This window comes from Mesorhizobium sp. 8, assembly GCF_006351905.1.
Lineage (GTDB): Bacteria > Pseudomonadota > Alphaproteobacteria > Rhizobiales > Rhizobiaceae > Mesorhizobium > Mesorhizobium composti.
Window position 1 is genome coordinate 3,676,484 of the sequence record NZ_CP040914.1, and the last position, 14,602, is coordinate 3,691,085.

The window sequence follows — 14,602 nt, forward strand, 5'->3', positions numbered from 1 at the left end:
GGGATTTGTCAGGTCCTGAGCCGGTATCCCGTGCGGAATATCCAGGCGATGACGCCGATGCAGGCGGCCAGGAACACCAGCGTCATGGCAAGGCTGATCGTCACCGACACGTCGCCATGGCCGAAGAAGGCCCAGCGGAAGCCGCTCACCAGGTAGACCACCGGGTTGAACAACGTGATCGTGCGCCAGGCGCCCGGCAGCATGTCGATGGAATAGAACGAGCCGCCGAGGAAGGTCAGCGGCGTGACGATCAAGAGCGGCACCAGTTGCAGCTGTTCGAAATTCGCCGCCCAGATGCCGATGATGAAGCCGAACAGCGAGAACGTCACCGCCGTCAGGATGAGGAAGGCGACCATCCAGAACGGGTGCTCGATGTGGAGGTCGACGAACAGGGCGGCGGTGGCCAGGATGATGAGCCCGATCGCTACGGATTTCGTCGTCGCCGCGCCGACATAGGCCAGCACCACCTCCAGATAGGAGACGGGCGCCGACAGGATTTCGAAGATGGTGCCGATGAACTTCGGGAAATAGATCCCGAAGGAGGCGTTGGAGATCGACTGGGTGAGCAGCGAGAGCATGATCAGCCCCGGCACGATGAAGGCGCCGTAGCTGATGCCGTTGATCTCCGAGATGCGCGAGCCGATGGCCGCGCCGAAGACGACGAAGTAGAGCGAGGTCGAGATGACCGGCGAGATCACGCTTTGCAGGAGCGTGCGCAGCGTGCGCGCCATCTCCACCCTGTAGATCGCCCATACGGCGCGAAAATTCATGGCGTCTTCCTCACCAGGTTGACGAAGATCTCTTCCAGCGAGCTCGCCTCGGTGTCGATGTCCCGGAAGGCGACGCCGGCGCTTTCCAGGTCGCGCAGCAGCGAGGCGACGCCCGGCCGCTCGGCCTGGTTGTCGTAGGTGTAGGTGAGCGCATTGCCGTCGCCCGAAAGCTCCAGCCGGTAGGCGCCCAGCGCCTCCGGCACAGCCTTGAGCGGCTCGCGCAGCTGCACGATGAGCTGCTTGCGGCCGAGCTTGCGCATCAGCTCGGTCTTTTCCTCCACCAGCACGATCTCACCCTTGTTGATGACGCCGACGCGGTCGGCCATCTCCTCGGCTTCCTCGATGTAGTGCGTGGTCAGGATGATGGTAACGCCGGCATCGCGAAGGCCGCGCACCAGCGCCCACATGTCCTTGCGCAACTCGACGTCGACGCCTGCCGTCGGCTCGTCGAGGAACAGGATCTGCGGCTCGTGGGCGAGCGCCTTGCCGATCATGACGCGCCGCTTCATGCCGCCCGACAGCGTGATGATCTTGGAGTCGCGCTTGTCCCACAGCGACAGGTCCTTCAGCACCTTCTCGACCAGCGCCGGGTCGGATTTCTTGCCGAACAGGCCGCGGCTGAAGGCGAGCACGTTTTTCACCGTCTCGAAGGTCTCCACCGTCAGCTCCTGCGGCACCAGCCCGATCAGGCTGCGCGCGGCGCGGTAGTCGCTGCCGATGTCGTGGCCGTCCACCGTCACCGTGCCGGACGAGCGGTTGACGATGCCGCAGACGATGGAGATCAGCGTCGTCTTGCCGGCGCCGTTGGGGCCGAGCAGGGCGAAGATCTCGCCGCGCCTGATCTCCAGGTTGATGTCCTTCAGCGCGGTGAAACCGGTGGCATAGGTTTTCGACACGCCGGCAATGGAGATGATGGGCTGCATGGCTAAAAGGACTTCGTGAAAAATGGATTCGCGCTTGTGGCCCCGAATGTCGGATCGCGCAACCGGATTTCAAGGCGCCTGCTGACATCTCCCGCCGCCGGCGAGGGGCCGGCGTGCGCCTGCCATGGCCGGCAATCGGTGCCGGCGGCCTATTGCTGCTTCGGCGGCTGCGGCGGCACTTCGCCCGGCCTGATGACCGGCGTGTTGCCTTCGTCCGGCGCCGGCTTGGTCGCTTCGCTGTCGCCGGTTGGCGGCGGCTGGAGCACGCCGCCGCAGGGCGCGAGCTTCCCGGTCAGGCTGTCCTTGCCGGCGCTTTGCTGCTCCTCGCCATTCGTCTTCTGCTGCTGGTCCTGTTTCTGCTCGGGCTCGGCCTGGCAGGGCTGCTGCGTGTCGGGCTGTGGGGTGCCGGTCTGCGCGGCGGCGGGCAGCGCCAGCGCCAGCAGGGCCGCGCCCGTCCAGGCGATGAGGAGCGGTTTCATGATCCGCCTCCGTTTTGTTTGCACCTCGACCAAAGCTCCGTCGGCGTGAATGGTTCCCCCTATGGCGGACGAGCGAGGGAACGAACAGGCCGGCGCGCGAGTTGAGCCTGTCGATGCCACAGGAGCGTGAGATGAGACCCGACGAAGAAGGACCGCGCAGGGCGCCGGTCGACCGAAGCCGGTTCGACAGGCCTTCCCGCCCCGATATCCCGGCCGGCGTCGACGCCGAGGCGCCCGAACCGGCCGAGCAGGATTGGGACGCGCTGGAAGGGGCGCCGATAGCGGCCGACGGCGTGCCGGAAGACGCGGAGGGCCGCCCCGATACCGCGCAGGACGAGGAATTGCCCGAGGAGGACGACGACAATCCCGATCAGGAAAGCGACGAGGCGTTGCCCGACGACGAGGAGGAGCGCGCCATACGCCGCGACATGGGTGGGCTGGGCACGCGCTACGAGCCCGAGTAGACTGCAAGGCACCGCCAAACCGACGAGGGAAAACATGCTGAAGCCGATGATCGCCGCCGCCGCCCTGTCCCTGACGCTGGCCGGCACCGCCGCAGCCCAGCAGGCCATGCGCGAACCGCCGCAGAACAGCAAGAAGCTTTCCGAGATCATCGCCAAGGTCGAGCAGCGGCCGGACTTCCGCTACATCGGCGAGGTCGACTGGGACGACGGCGGCTATGAGGTGACCTACTACACCACCGACAACGCCAAGGTGGAGATCAAGTTCGACCCGGTCTCCGGTGAGACGAAAAGCCTCCAGTAGCGGTGGAATTCACCGACGTTTGACTGTGCCGGCGCGGCGAAGCGGCTATACCGGCAGGCATGGATGCCTTCGCCCATACTTCGGCCGATGACGCGCTGCTGGATGATATCCTGCGGCTCGCCTTCGACTATTTCCTGAAGGAGGCCAATCCGGCAAACGGCCTCGTCGCCGACCGCACGCGGCCTGGCGCGCCGGCCAGCATCGCCGCGACGGGGCTGGCGCTGTCGGCCTATCCGCTCGGCGTCGAGCGCGGCCTGATGAGCCGGCAGGCGGCCGTGCAGCGCACGCTTGCCACCCTGCGCTTTTTCCTGAACGCGCCGCATGGTCCCGAACGGCACGCCACCGGCCATCGCGGCTTCTACTATCATTTCCTCGACATGGAGCACGGCCGGCGGGTGTGGAAATGCGAACTTTCCACCATCGACACCGCCCTGCTGATCGCCGGCGTTCTGGTGGCGGGGGAATATTTCCGCGCCGACGATGGGGCCGAGGCCGAGATCCGCGCCCTGTCGGACGCGCTCTATCGCCGCGTCGATTGGCAATGGGCGCAGAACGGCGGCACCACCGTCACCCACGGCTGGCGGCCGGAGCGCGGCTTCCTGCGCTACCGCTGGGAGGGCTACGACGAGGCGCTGATCCTCTATGTCCTCGGCCTCGGCTCGCCGACCTTCCCGCTGCCGCCGCAAAGCTACGAAGGCTGGCTCGCCGGCTATCGCTGGATGAATGTCTACGGGCACGGCATGGCCTATGCCGGGCCGCTGTTCATCCACCAGATGTCGCATGTGTGGATCGATTTCCGCGGCATCCGCGACGCCTTCATGCGCGAGCACGGCAGCGACTATTTCGAGAACAGCCGCCGCGCCACTTATGTCCACCGCGAATACGCCATCCGCAACCCGCGCCGCCTGCGCGGCTATCATGAGAATGCCTGGGGCGTCACCGCAAGCGACGGCCCAGGCCCGGCGCGCCGGATGGTCGACGGCGTCGAGCGGCGGTTCTTCAGCTACGGCTCGCGCGGCGCGCCGCACGGCCCCGACGACGGCACGCTGTCGCCATGGGCGGCGGCGGCCTCGCTGCCGTTTGCGCCGGAAATCGTCATGCCGGCGCTGCGCCACTTCCATGCCATCGGCCTGAAGAACGGCAATCCCTACGGCTTCACCGCCAGCTACAATCCCACCTTCGCCGCCGATGGCGAGCCGGGCTGGGTGGCGCCCGACCATGTCGGCATCAACCAGGGGCCGATCCCGCTGATGATCGAGAACCACCGTTCGGATTTCCTGTGGCGGCTCATGCGCTCCTGCCGTCCGATCGTCACCGGCCTGAAACGCGCCGGCTTCACCGGCGGCTGGCTGGACAAGGCCTGAGGTTTCGCCTTCGACAAGGCCCGCTTCCTCAACGGCGGCCATGTCCGTTTCCAGCGTGTGGAGCGGGCGGCGGCTTGATGCGAATCGTCCACTAGTGGGCGGTCGCACTGCGCGCGCCAACCTTTTCCCATAAGGAGCAAGGCTATCGCCTGCGGCGCTCCCCCCTCTTCGTCGCGCTTCGCGCGCCACCTCTCCCCATTTCATGGGGCGAGGATCGGAGCCAAGCTGGACGCCTATCCTCGCCCTCACGAAGTGGGGGAGAGGTGGCTCGGCGAAGCCGAGACGGAGAGGGGGATGTTGCGGCTCTACAGCACGTCAGCCTTGGCGATGTTCAACGGGATCATGAAGTCTTCCTCTCCCTCCCGCTTGTAGGGTCCGAAGGACGGGCGCGGCCCGCCGCTCGACCCGGCAAGGCCGGGCCGGAGGCGGCCGAGACTGAACGGCCCGGCCGCCTCCGGCCCTTCGCTTTCGCTCTGGGCGTTCCGTTCGCTTCACGAACCGCTCACCCCTTGGCGTCGGCCATCACCAGCACCGGCTTGTCGCTGTAGAGCGTCGGGAACAGCGCCTTCAGGTTCTCGATCTTCGGCAGGTCGTTGTAGACGATGTAGGGATAGGTCGGGTTCCGCGTCAGGAAGTCCTGATGGTAGTCCTCGGCCGGATAGAACGTCTTGCCGGTCTCGATCGTCGTCACGATCGGGCCGGAAAACAGCCTGGCCTTGCCGAGCTGGGCGATGTAGCTCTCGGCGATGGCCTTCTGCTCGGCGTTCGCCGCGAAGATGGTCGAGCGGTATTGCGGGCCGTGGTCCGGCCCCTGGAAGTTGAGCTCGGTCGGGTTGTGCGCCACCGAGAAATAGACCTGCAGCAACTGGCCGTAGGTCACTTCAGCCGGATCGTAGGTGATCTCGACCGATTCGGCATGCCCGGTGGCGCCGGTGCCGACCGTCTCGTACTCGGCGTCCTTCTTCGCGCCGCCGGCATAGCCGGAGACGGCGTCCTTGACGCCCTTGACGTGCTGGAACACGCCCTGCACGCCCCAGAAGCAGCCGCCGGCGAAAACGGCCTTTTCGGTGCCGGCGGCGGCCTTCTCGTCCTGCGCCGGCGGCGGGATCCTCACCGCTTCCTCGCTGGAAAGGGCAGGTGCCTGCCACACCGCGAAGGCGGCGACGACGGCGGCCGCGGCAAGGATGCAGCGGGACGGGGAAATTCCGGATATCGACATGGCTGGCTCCGCTCTCTTTGCGGCTGATCTCGAAGGATTATACGACGCATCGGCGCTGACGGACGCGTCACGATTTCGTGCGTTGCGGCGGCCCACCAACCGGAGGCGGGATCGGCCCGCGACCGGCCCCGGACCGCTCCGGCTCAGTTCGAGGACGCCGGCTTCATCGCTCCGTCCGCCGGTTTCATCGTATCGGTTTTCATCGAGCCGCTCTTCATCGAGTCGGTGTCGGACTTCATGGCGCCATCCTTCATCGCCCCGTCTTTCATAGCCATGTCGTCGCAGGCTTTCATCGCCTCGTCCTTCTTCATGCTATCGCTCTCCATGCCGGCCTTCGCCTTGCAGTCGGCCGTCATCTCGTCGGAACTCATCGCGGTGGGCTTCATCGCGTCATCGGCAAAGGCGTTGCTCGCAAGTCCCAGCGCCGACGAGGCGAGGGCGAGGGCGAAGGCGGCGGACGTGATCCGGGCGGAAAGGGTCATCGTGGTCTCCTGTGTCGTCGGGGCGCCCGGTCCGGGCGATGGCAAGATCGCCTTGCTCATGGCCGGGATTTCGGCGGCGGGCGGCGGATGTTACCGTAGCCGTGCTACACGGATGCGTGATCGCGCCGTTGCTTGGATAATTTCCGCCGAGGCCGTAACAACGGGCGGCAACCGCCGAAGCACAGGGAGACGACTGCGTGCGCAGCGCCGGCGAAGAGGAGCTTGCGGATTTGCTGAGGGCATCGATCGCCGGCGACGAGCGGGCCTATGCGGCGTTTCTGGAAAACGTCGCCGCGCGCGTGCGCGCCTTCGCCCGCCGCCGCATGGCGCTGGGCGGCGCCGATGCCGAGGACATCGTGCAGGAAACGCTGCTGGCGATCCACCTGAAGCGCCACACCTGGCGGCAGGACGCGCCCGTGCTGCCATGGGTGTTCGCCATCGCGCGCTTCAAGATGATCGACGCATTCCGGCGCTCGGGGCGGGCGAAGGAGGTCGACATAGAGGCGTTCTCCGAGACGCTGGCCGAGCCGGAGACGGAAAGCGCCAGCCGCCGCGACATCGGCCGGGCGATCGAGGCGCTGACGCCGGCGCAGAAGGCGGTCGTCTCCTCGATCTCGGTCGAGGGCTGCTCGATCGCTGACACCGCCCGCGCGCTTGACATGAGCGAGGGCGCCGTGCGCGTCGCCTTCCATCGCGGGCTGGCGGCCATCGCCGCCCGCTTCGGGAAGCCCTGAGATGGAAACCGAGGACCTCATCAAGGCCCTGGCGCGGGATGCGCGCGCCGCCGGGCCGTCGCTTGCGGCGACGCTGGCCGGCGCGCTGCTGCCGGCTTTGCTGGTCGCCGCCGTCGTCTTCTTCGCCGTGCTCGGCCCGCGCCCCGATTTCATGGCGGCCGCCGCCACGCCGCGCTTCCTGCTCAAGTTCGTCGTCACCGGCGTGCTCGCCGCCACCGCCTTCGCCTGCCTGCCGGCTTTGCTGCGGCCGGGCGCCAAGAACCGCGCCATGCCGCTGCTGCTGCTCGCCCCGGCGATCATCGCCGTCGCCGTGCTCGGCGAATTCGCCGCCATTCCCCGGGTGGACTGGGCGGCGCGCTGGATCGGCACCAACAACCTCGTCTGCCTCGCCTCCATCCCGCTGATCGGCGCCGGCCCGCTGGCGCTGTTCCTGGCGGCGCTGCGCCGCGGCGCGCCGACGAGTCCCGCCCTGGCCGGCGCCGTCGCCGGGCTTCTGGCCGGCGGCATCGGCGCGCTGTTCTACGCCGCCCACTGCACCGACGATTCGCCCTTCTTCGTGGCGACCTGGTACGGCATCGCCATCGCCGTGCTCGCCTTGCTGGGCGCGGCGCTCGGCCGGCGCCTTCTGCGCTGGTAGGGATGCGCCGGCGAGTCCGCTGCCGCTTGCCGCCGCACCGCCCCCCTGCTAAAGGCCGCGCACCATGACAACGCCGCTTTCCCACATCCGCAACTTCTCCATCGTCGCCCATATCGACCATGGCAAGTCGACACTCGCAGACCGGCTGATCCAGCTGACCGGCGGTCTCGACGCGCGCGAGATGGCCGGCAAGGAGCAGGTGCTCGACAATATGGACATCGAGAAGGAGCGCGGCATCACCATCAAGGCGCAGACCGTGCGCCTGAACTACCGCGCCAGGGACGGCGAGAACTACGTCCTCAACCTCATCGACACGCCCGGCCACGTCGACTTCGCCTACGAGGTGTCGCGCTCGCTCGCCGCCTGCGAAGGCTCGCTGCTGGTGGTCGACGCCAGCCAGGGCGTCGAGGCGCAGACGCTGGCCAACGTCTACCAGGCCATCGACAACAACCACGAGATCGTCGTGGTGCTGAACAAGATCGACCTGCCGGCGGCCGAGCCGGAGCGCATCAAGGAGCAGGTCGAGGAGGTCATCGGGCTCGACGCCTCGAACGCGGTGGAAATCTCGGCCAAGACCGGCCTCAACATCGACGCCGTGCTGGAGGCCATCGTCCACCAGCTTCCGCCGCCGCGCGAAGGCGACGCCTCGGCCCCCCTCAAGGCCATGCTGGTCGACTCCTGGTACGACGCCTATCTCGGCGTCATCGTTCTGGTACGCGTCATCGACGGCGTGCTGAAGAAGGGCCAGACCATCCGCATGATGGGCACCGGCGCGAAATACCCGGTCGAGCGCACCGGCTTCTTCACGCCCAAGATGGTGCAGGCCGACGAGATCGGCCCCGGCGAGTTCGGCTTCATCACCGCTTCCATCAAGGAGGTGGCCGACACCCGCGTCGGCGACACCATCACCGAGGACCGCCGCCCGACCGCGAAGGCCCTGCCGGGCTTCAAGCCGGCGCAGCCGGTCGTTTTCTGCGGCCTGTTCCCGGTCGACGCCGCCGACTTCGAGGACCTGCGCGCCGCCGTCGGCAAGCTGCGTTTGAACGACGCCTCCTTCTCCTATGAAATGGAAACGTCTGCCGCGCTCGGCTTCGGTTTCCGCTGCGGCTTCCTCGGCCTGTTGCACCTGGAGATCATCCAGGAGCGGCTGGAGCGCGAGTTCGACCTCGACCTGATCGCCACCGCGCCCTCGGTCGTCTACCGCATGAACCTCAACGACGGCACGACGAAGGAACTGCACAACCCGGCCGACATGCCGGACGTCGTCAAGATCGCCTCCATCGAGGAGCCGTGGATCCGCGCCACCATCCTCACGCCCGACGACTATCTCGGCGGTATCCTGAAACTGTGCCAGGACCGGCGCGGCATCCAGGTCGACCTCTCCTACGTCGGCAAGCGCGCCATGCTGCAATACGACCTGCCGCTGAACGAAGTCGTCTTCGACTTCTACGACCGGCTGAAGTCGATCTCCAAGGGCTACGCCTCCTTCGACTACCACCTGACCGACTACCGCGAGGGCGACCTCGTCAAGATGTCGATCCTGGTCAACGACGAGCCGGTCGACGCGCTCTCCATGCTGGTCCACCGCACGGCGGCGGAAAAGCGCGGCCGCGCCATGGTGGAGAAGCTGAAGGAGCTGATCCCGCAGCACATGTTCAAGATCCCGATCCAGGCGGCCATCGGCGGCCGCATCATCGCCCGCGAGACGATCTCGGCCCTGCGCAAGGACGTCACCGCCAAATGCTACGGCGGCGACGTCTCCCGCAAGCGCAAGCTGCTCGACAAGCAGAAAGAGGGCAAGAAGCGCATGCGCCAGTTCGGCAAGGTGGACATCCCGCAGGCGGCGTTTATCGAGGCGCTTAAGATGGGGGATAACTGAGCCGCTGCCCGCCGCCACCGTTTCTGGTTTCCCCTCAGGAAATCAACTCCTGATTGCATTTGGAGAGAAAACAATCTTGTAAGATGCGTTGTAGTCTGGCAGGAGTATGATAATATTCCTACGGGCTGTTTGATATGAACTCCCTAAAGCCAATTTTCTATACGGCGCATGCCGCGACAGGAATTCGTGAACGGGAAATCGAGCGCCGTTGGGTTGAACGAACCGCTCGCGAACCGGAATGGAGCACGAGCGACCCCGGTCATGTTGAGGTCGAACGGCGCTTCAGGCTCATACCCGAACGCGATGACCGTATCCTTCGCGTCGCCGTAGTGGAAACGCCCGAGGAAATCCGTATAATCACGGCGTTCCTCGACCGCCGTGCGAGAAAGCCGATATGACGCCGAAGTTCGAATACGATCCCGAGGCCAACGCGGCCTATATCCGTTTCTCTTCCGAGCCCATACTTGAGAGCGAGGAAGTCTCCGATGGCATCGTTCTCGACTATGACAACGAAGGGCATATCGTTGGCATGGAGGTACTTGACGCACGGCAACATCTGCCCGCCGCGATGCTCAAGGCCGCCTGACTGCAACAAGTTCCCGTAGGTCATTTTCGCCCGCGAGACGATTTCCGCCCTGCGCAAGGACGCCCCCGCCAAATGCTACGGCGGCGACGTCTCCCGCAAGCGCAAGCTGCTCGACAAGCAGAAAGAGGGCAAGAAGCGCATGCGCCAGTTCGGCAAGGTGGATATCCCGCAGGCGGCGTTTATTGAGGCGCTGAAGATGGGGGATAATTGACGACGGCGATCCGACCGTAGGTCGGTCGCCGGAAAATCGATCCGGTGGATCGATTCTGGGCAATATGGCAGAAAAGGACTTTGAAACCCCAGCGGCGAACCTCCTGAAAGCCGAGTCGAAGCGGAAAGGCGTCACCTATTCCCAGCTTGTCGAGAGGCTGGCTACATAAGCATTGACGGGAAGGAAGTGAACGTGCGGAATACGCCCTCTAGGGGCAAATTCACGGCGGCGTTTCTTCTGCAATGTCTCACGGCGATAGGGGTGGGTTCTCTAAGGCCATAACCGCTGCATTTGCGGCTATTTTTGTTGTCTTGATCCTTGTCGCGACGTGGCATCTGGCGGCGTTAAATTCCAAATATAGACAAACCGCGAACCAGCAGGCCAGCCAATATACCGGCAACGTTCAAGATCGCATAACCAACACCTGCGCCGACTTCACGCCGTCCGTGTATGTGGAATGCGCAAGCCAGATAATACGATCCACCGAAGAGACTACAGCCGCTCAATATGGTCTAGCCGCTCAGCGCAGCATGGTTTTGTGGGCAGCTGCTATGTTTTGGGCTACGGTAGGAACGGCTTTCATCGCAGCAATCGGTATTTATTACGTTCGCAACACTTTGCTTGAAACTCGCAGAATTGGACAAGCCCAGGTTCGAGCTTATCTCGGCGATGACAGCGCCAAGTTCGAGTGGGACGATTCTACCAAGCGCCCAAGGGTATCTAATATCGAAGTAAGTTGGAAAAATTTTGGGCAATCGCCCGCTTTGTTTTGCGGTCTGTCTATCCTCGTTCACGGCATTACTGACGACGAATATGGGAAGCCGCTGCCCGAGAGTGATATTGCACTTTCAAATCAGGAGTTTGGTACGCTTCATATCTCTTCCGGCGCCCGAAATTGGTGTGGCGGCGCAAGCCTTTCCGAGCATGAAACAGCCGAGTGGCTTGCGGGGAAAACTCACATCATCGTTCATGCTGTCGCCAGATATCGAGATGTCTTTGGTAAAATTCATACGAGCGAGTTTTGTCAGTCTGCGCATCATGTCGTATCGACAGATAGGGCTATCGTGCGCTTCCGTGTTTATCCCCATCACAACAACGCTACATAGCGCTACAAGTTGGATACACTTCCATCTGCGCATAACGCAGCCCTTTCTGTAGGACCGGCTCAAATGCAGGTCAGCAGGCCGTGGCGCATTTGACCAAGACGCGGCGAGGCGCTCCCTTCTCCCCTTGTGGGAGAAGGTGGATCGGCGCGCAGCGCCGAGACGGATGAGGGGTGTTGGACGACGTGCGACAGCGCCAAGCTGGAGTACCCCTCATCCGACCGCGCTTTCGCTTCGCTCGGCGCGGCCACCTTCTCCCACAAGGGGAGAAGGGAATGCTCTCGTCGCACCTCCCTCCAAAAAATCTATCCCCCTCCTCTCCACCTCCCGCATAATCCCCTCCGTCTCTCCTGCCGGGAACGTTTCCGGAGTCGTTCGCAAGCGGGGAGGGATCGGCGCCTCCGTTCCATGGCCGACGAAGCCGTGGGGCCGGGGAGGTCGCGTCCGAGGGTTCCCCTGGGGGTAATACGGCCCCCGCGCGCTGGACGAGCGCTGCAAGCTTCGGCCGGTGGCGGCGCAAATGCCGTCATCGTGTGCCGTGGCGAAGCGGAACGGACGCGGACAGAAATCGCCGGGCGGCGGTCTTCGGATCGCAGACTTTAGAATTCGGCAGCGCTCCGAAGGCCGCCGTCTTCCCGGACTTTCCTTTCAACCGGCTTCGCGGCGCGGTGATGCGCCCGCGCGCCCAGCGGAGACTTGTCATGCGCCCCAAGCCAAGACCCGCCGCCGAGAAGCCCTTGCTGTCGCAGGCCGGCAATCCCTATCCGCCGGGGCTGGAGCCGGTCGTCATCGACTTCACGCCGCTGCCCGGCGTGCCGCTCGAGCGCATGTGGCCGCGCCCGCTCGATCCCGACCCGCCGCCGCCGGACCGCGCCGGCATGGTCGCCTTCGACACCTATCTCTATGAGGCGGACCCGGACGTGCCGCACCTGACGCTGTGGCTGGAGCGGCAGCGGCCGGACGAGAGCGACGAGCGCTACGCGCATTACCGCGCCGACCTCGAGCATCACTTCCACGTCCACGCCGTCGCGCTGAAGATCGTCCAGCGACTCGCCACTGTCTCGGGGTCTTGCGCCTCCTGCCGCGAGCACGCCTGCCGCCGGCAGGGACGTTGCGTCGGCGTGCGCGACACCGGCCGCTTCGACCTGCCGTTCGTCCTATACCCGCCCTGCGTGCCGCTCGACCTGGAGATCATGGAGACGTTCCGCCAGGCGGTCGGGCGGCTGCTCGACGAATGGGAGCGGGAGGAGGCGGCGCGGGCGGCTCAGCCGCCGCCGGCCGGCGTGAAGGAGGCGACCAGCGAGTGCCGCTCGCCCGGATAGGTGAAGGTGGCGTGGGTGATCGGCCCGCCATTGTGCCAGGTCCGGCGCTCCACCACCAGGCAGGCGGTGCCGGGCTGGACGGCGAGCCGCGCGGCGGTTGAGGCGTCGGCGGATGCTGCGTGGATGCGGTGCTCGGCAGCACTCCACGGCACGCGCTCCACCAGCCAGCGGCCGGGCGCGGTGGCCGAGAAGTCGGCGTCCGCCGCTTCCGGCACGGCGGAAAGGTTGATCAGCCGCTCCTCCAGGCAGAAGGGGGCGGGGCCGGCGCGGTGCAGGGCGGTGACGGCGAGCACCCGGGCCGAGCCGTCGAGGTCGAGCCGGGCGCGCTCGGCGGCGGTGGCGCGGTGCACCGCATGCGCGACGATGGCGTAGGAATAGGGCAGGCCGGTCTGCTCGACCTCGCGCGAGATGTCGTGGATCTCCAGGATCGCCGCCTGCGCGCGCGGCTGCGCCACGAAGGTGCCGGACTTGCGCCGCCGCTCCACCAGCCCCGCCTTGGCGAGCTGCGTCATCACCTTGTTCACGGTCATGCGCGCGCAGCCGTACTGGCGGGCAAGGTCGACCTCGAAGGGCAGGCGGTGGCCGGGCGGCCATTCGCCCGAGACGATGCGCGTCTCGATGTCGGAAAGGATGCGCTGGTGCAGCGTCCTGTCCGTGCCAGTGACCGCGTCGGGCGGCGGTGCGGCGTCGTCGCTCATGCCGAGGTCAGCGCGCGCATGGCGGCGGTGAAGCGCGCCGAGATCGCCTCGCGGTGGATATGGCGGCCGTCCTCCACCACGCGCCGGCCGCGCGCCCACACCGTCTTCGGCCTCAGCGCGCCGGCGAAGATCCAGGCGTCGAGGCATTGTGCGGCGTCGAGATACGGCACGGCGGCCGTGTCGAGCGAGACGAGGTCGGCGGGCTGGCCGGGCTCCAGCTTCGCCGCGCAACCCAGCGCCTGCGAACCGCCGGCCAGCGCGCCGGAAAACAGCGCCGCACCGGTGGACTGGCCGGGCCGGGCCGCGACGTTGCGGGCACGGTTGCCGAGGCGCTGCGAATATTCCAGCAGCCGCAGTTCCTCAGCGACCGAGATCAGCACGTTGGAATCCGAGCCGACGCCGAAGGCACCGCCGGCATGTGTGAAATCCGGCAGCGGGAAAATCCCGTCGCCGAGATTGGCCTCGGTGATGGGGCAAAGGCCGGCGACCGCGCCGGACCGCGCCAGCCCCGCCGTCTCGTCCGCCGTCATGTGGGTGGCGTGGATGGCGCACCAGCGGCGGTTCACCGGTGCATGGCTGAGCAGCCACTCCACCGGCCGCGCGCCGGACCAGGCGACGCAGTCCTCCACCTCCTTGACCTGCTCGGCGACATGGATGTGCACCGGCCCGTCGCCGGCAAGTTCGGCGGCGGCGATGAGTTCCTCCGGCGTGACGGCGCGCAGGCTGTGCGGCGCGACGCCGATCACCGTGCCGGGCAGGCCGACTGCGATTTCACGGCTGCGCTCCATCAGCTTGGAAAAACTGTCGAGCGAATTGATGAAGCGGCGCTGGCCGTCGGCGGGAGCGGCGCCGCCGAAGCCGGCATGGGCGTAGAAGACCGGCAGCAGCGTCAGCGAAATGCCCGTCTCCTGCGCGGCGGCGGCGATGCGCGCACCCATCTCGGCAATGTCGGCGTAGGGGCGGCCGTCGCTGTCGTGATGCAGGTAGTGGAACTCGCCGACGCGCGAGAAGCCGGCCTCCAGCATCTCCATGTAGAGCTGCGCCGCCACCGCCTCGACCTGGTCCGGCGTCATCGACAGGGCGAACTTGTACATCAGCGTGCGCCACGACCAGAAGCTGTCGTCGGCGGGGCCGCGCACTTCCGTCAGCCCGGCCATGCCGCGCTGGAAGGCGTGGCTGTGCAGGTTCGGCATGCCGGGCACGACGAGGTCGTGCCGCTCGTCGCCGACCTGCGGCGCGGCGTCCGGCTCGACCGAGCGCAGGACTGCGCCGTCCAGTGTCAGCCGAACGTTCGAGGCCCAGTCGCCGTCGAGCCAGGCGTTCCGTGCGAAAATCGTCTCCACCCTGCATCTCCCTTTCGAGCGTATTATCATGCGGCTTGCGGGCGTCGATCGGAAATCGAATTCGCCCTCTTGCCAACGCAACTATTA

Annotated in this window: 18 protein-coding genes and 1 pseudogene; 12 read left to right on the forward strand and 7 right to left on the reverse strand. The window is 66.1% G+C overall.

Annotated features, from left to right (window positions below; all coding sequences use genetic code 11):
* Window positions 1-8 precede the first annotated feature (8 nt).
* The 3 genes from FGU64_RS17825 to FGU64_RS17835 form a co-directional block, all read right to left on the reverse strand.
* Window positions 9-770 carry an ABC transporter permease gene (locus tag FGU64_RS17825; protein WP_139954387.1) on the reverse strand — a complete coding sequence of 254 codons (762 nt, stop codon included), beginning with the start codon at window positions 768-770 and terminating at the stop codon, window positions 9-11.
* Window positions 767-1,693: an ABC transporter ATP-binding protein gene (locus tag FGU64_RS17830; RefSeq protein WP_136354895.1), complete on the reverse strand. Its 927-nt coding sequence runs from the start codon at window positions 1,691-1,693 to the stop codon at window positions 767-769. The genes FGU64_RS17825 and FGU64_RS17830 overlap by 4 nt, the downstream gene beginning before the upstream one ends.
* A 149-nt stretch (window positions 1,694-1,842) precedes the next feature.
* On the reverse strand, window positions 1,843-2,172 hold the full coding sequence (locus FGU64_RS17835) for a hypothetical protein (RefSeq protein ID WP_139954388.1): 330 nt from the start codon (window positions 2,170-2,172) through the stop codon (window positions 1,843-1,845).
* Window positions 2,173-2,303: 131 nt separating this feature from the next.
* On the opposite strand from FGU64_RS17835, the gene FGU64_RS17840 reads away from it, so the two are divergent.
* The 3 genes from FGU64_RS17840 to FGU64_RS17850 are packed head-to-tail and all read left to right on the forward strand — an operon-like array spanning window position 2,304 to window position 4,301.
* On the forward strand, window positions 2,304-2,636 hold the full coding sequence (locus FGU64_RS17840; protein ID WP_246671145.1) for a hypothetical protein: 333 nt from the start codon (window positions 2,304-2,306) through the stop codon (window positions 2,634-2,636).
* 34 nt (window positions 2,637-2,670) lie between these two features.
* Complete coding sequence (locus FGU64_RS17845) at window positions 2,671-2,937, forward strand: PepSY domain-containing protein (RefSeq protein WP_136355028.1); 267 nt, start codon at window positions 2,671-2,673, stop codon at window positions 2,935-2,937.
* Window positions 2,938-2,996: 59 nt separating this feature from the next.
* Complete coding sequence (locus tag FGU64_RS17850; protein ID WP_139954389.1) at window positions 2,997-4,301, forward strand: glucoamylase family protein; 1,305 nt, start codon at window positions 2,997-2,999, stop codon at window positions 4,299-4,301.
* A gap of 502 nt (window positions 4,302-4,803) precedes the next feature.
* Here FGU64_RS17850 and msrA read toward each other — a convergent pair.
* A complete protein-coding gene (gene msrA, locus FGU64_RS17855; protein ID WP_139954390.1) occupies window positions 4,804-5,520 on the reverse strand; it encodes a peptide-methionine (S)-S-oxide reductase MsrA in 717 nt (238 codons plus the stop codon).
* Window positions 5,521-5,663: 143 nt separating this feature from the next.
* Entirely contained in the window at window positions 5,664-6,002 is a 339-nt protein-coding gene (locus FGU64_RS17860; protein WP_139954391.1) for a hypothetical protein, read from the reverse strand.
* 197 nt (window positions 6,003-6,199) lie between these two features.
* Here FGU64_RS17860 and FGU64_RS17865 point away from each other — a divergent pair, with 197 nt between their 5' ends.
* From FGU64_RS17865 to FGU64_RS17905, 9 genes and pseudogenes are all read left to right on the forward strand, one after another.
* Complete coding sequence (locus tag FGU64_RS17865) at window positions 6,200-6,736, forward strand: sigma-70 family RNA polymerase sigma factor (RefSeq protein ID WP_139954392.1); 537 nt, start codon at window positions 6,200-6,202, stop codon at window positions 6,734-6,736.
* A gap of 1 nt (window position 6,737) precedes the next feature.
* Window positions 6,738-7,373, forward strand: a complete 636-nt coding sequence (locus tag FGU64_RS17870) for an NrsF family protein (RefSeq protein WP_139954393.1) — start codon at window positions 6,738-6,740, stop codon at window positions 7,371-7,373.
* 64 nt (window positions 7,374-7,437) lie between these two features.
* Window positions 7,438-9,252 (forward strand): translation elongation factor 4, encoded by a 1,815-nt coding sequence (gene lepA, locus FGU64_RS17875; RefSeq protein WP_139954394.1) that lies wholly within the window; start codon window positions 7,438-7,440, stop codon window positions 9,250-9,252.
* Between the two features lie 394 nt (window positions 9,253-9,646).
* Complete coding sequence (locus FGU64_RS17885; RefSeq protein WP_139954396.1) at window positions 9,647-9,838, forward strand: DUF2283 domain-containing protein; 192 nt, start codon at window positions 9,647-9,649, stop codon at window positions 9,836-9,838.
* Window positions 9,839-9,866: 28 nt separating this feature from the next.
* A pseudogene (locus FGU64_RS17890) lies at window positions 9,867-10,049 on the forward strand (hypothetical protein); the annotation flags it as partial.
* A 64-nt stretch (window positions 10,050-10,113) separates the two neighbouring features.
* Window positions 10,114-10,218 (forward strand): DUF6471 domain-containing protein, encoded by a 105-nt coding sequence (locus FGU64_RS23755; protein ID WP_281405279.1) that lies wholly within the window; start codon window positions 10,114-10,116, stop codon window positions 10,216-10,218.
* A gap of 23 nt (window positions 10,219-10,241) precedes the next feature.
* Window positions 10,242-10,331 (forward strand): DUF6471 domain-containing protein, encoded by a 90-nt coding sequence (locus FGU64_RS23760; protein ID WP_281405280.1) that lies wholly within the window; start codon window positions 10,242-10,244, stop codon window positions 10,329-10,331.
* Window positions 10,292-11,155: a hypothetical protein gene (locus tag FGU64_RS17900; protein ID WP_180375561.1), complete on the forward strand. Its 864-nt coding sequence runs from the start codon at window positions 10,292-10,294 to the stop codon at window positions 11,153-11,155. The genes FGU64_RS23760 and FGU64_RS17900 overlap by 40 nt, the downstream gene beginning before the upstream one ends.
* 698 nt (window positions 11,156-11,853) lie before the next feature.
* The gene (locus FGU64_RS17905) at window positions 11,854-12,474 is read left to right on the forward strand and encodes a hypothetical protein (protein ID WP_139954398.1); all 621 of its coding nucleotides are present in this window, start codon (window positions 11,854-11,856) and stop codon (window positions 12,472-12,474) included.
* On the opposite strand, the gene hutC is transcribed toward FGU64_RS17905, so the two are convergent.
* Window positions 12,417-13,172: a histidine utilization repressor gene (gene hutC, locus FGU64_RS17910; RefSeq protein WP_139954399.1), complete on the reverse strand. Its 756-nt coding sequence runs from the start codon at window positions 13,170-13,172 to the stop codon at window positions 12,417-12,419. The genes FGU64_RS17905 and hutC overlap by 58 nt on opposite strands.
* Window positions 13,169-14,455 (reverse strand): formimidoylglutamate deiminase, encoded by a 1,287-nt coding sequence (locus FGU64_RS17915; protein ID WP_246671366.1) that lies wholly within the window; start codon window positions 14,453-14,455, stop codon window positions 13,169-13,171. Before FGU64_RS17915 ends, hutC begins: the two co-directional genes overlap by 4 nt.
* Between the last annotated feature and the right edge of the window lie 147 nt (window positions 14,456-14,602).

Excerpts from the sequence above, each read along its gene's own strand:
- FGU64_RS17825 (WP_139954387.1), bottom strand. The coding sequence starts at position 770 with ATGAATTTTCGCGCCGTATGGGCGATCTACAGGGTGGAGATGGCGCGC.
- hutC (WP_139954399.1), bottom strand. The coding sequence starts at position 13,172 with ATGAGCGACGACGCCGCACCGCCGCCCGACGCGGTCACTGGCACGGAC.
- FGU64_RS23755 (WP_281405279.1), top strand. The coding sequence starts at position 10,114 with ATGGCAGAAAAGGACTTTGAAACCCCAGCGGCGAACCTCCTGAAAGCC.
- FGU64_RS17835 (WP_139954388.1), bottom strand. The coding sequence starts at position 2,172 with ATGAAACCGCTCCTCATCGCCTGGACGGGCGCGGCCCTGCTGGCGCTG.
- FGU64_RS17850 (WP_139954389.1), top strand. The coding sequence starts at position 2,997 with ATGGATGCCTTCGCCCATACTTCGGCCGATGACGCGCTGCTGGATGAT.
- FGU64_RS17840 (WP_246671145.1), top strand. The coding sequence starts at position 2,304 with ATGAGACCCGACGAAGAAGGACCGCGCAGGGCGCCGGTCGACCGAAGC.
- msrA (WP_139954390.1), bottom strand. The coding sequence starts at position 5,520 with ATGTCGATATCCGGAATTTCCCCGTCCCGCTGCATCCTTGCCGCGGCC.
- FGU64_RS17900 (WP_180375561.1), top strand. The coding sequence starts at position 10,292 with ATGTCTCACGGCGATAGGGGTGGGTTCTCTAAGGCCATAACCGCTGCA.
- FGU64_RS17905 (WP_139954398.1), top strand. The coding sequence starts at position 11,854 with ATGCGCCCCAAGCCAAGACCCGCCGCCGAGAAGCCCTTGCTGTCGCAG.
- FGU64_RS17845 (WP_136355028.1), top strand. The coding sequence starts at position 2,671 with ATGCTGAAGCCGATGATCGCCGCCGCCGCCCTGTCCCTGACGCTGGCC.
- FGU64_RS17860 (WP_139954391.1), bottom strand. The coding sequence starts at position 6,002 with ATGACCCTTTCCGCCCGGATCACGTCCGCCGCCTTCGCCCTCGCCCTC.
- FGU64_RS17885 (WP_139954396.1), top strand. The coding sequence starts at position 9,647 with ATGACGCCGAAGTTCGAATACGATCCCGAGGCCAACGCGGCCTATATC.
- FGU64_RS17870 (WP_139954393.1), top strand. The coding sequence starts at position 6,738 with ATGGAAACCGAGGACCTCATCAAGGCCCTGGCGCGGGATGCGCGCGCC.
- lepA (WP_139954394.1), top strand. The coding sequence starts at position 7,438 with ATGACAACGCCGCTTTCCCACATCCGCAACTTCTCCATCGTCGCCCAT.
- FGU64_RS17830 (WP_136354895.1), bottom strand. The coding sequence starts at position 1,693 with ATGCAGCCCATCATCTCCATTGCCGGCGTGTCGAAAACCTATGCCACC.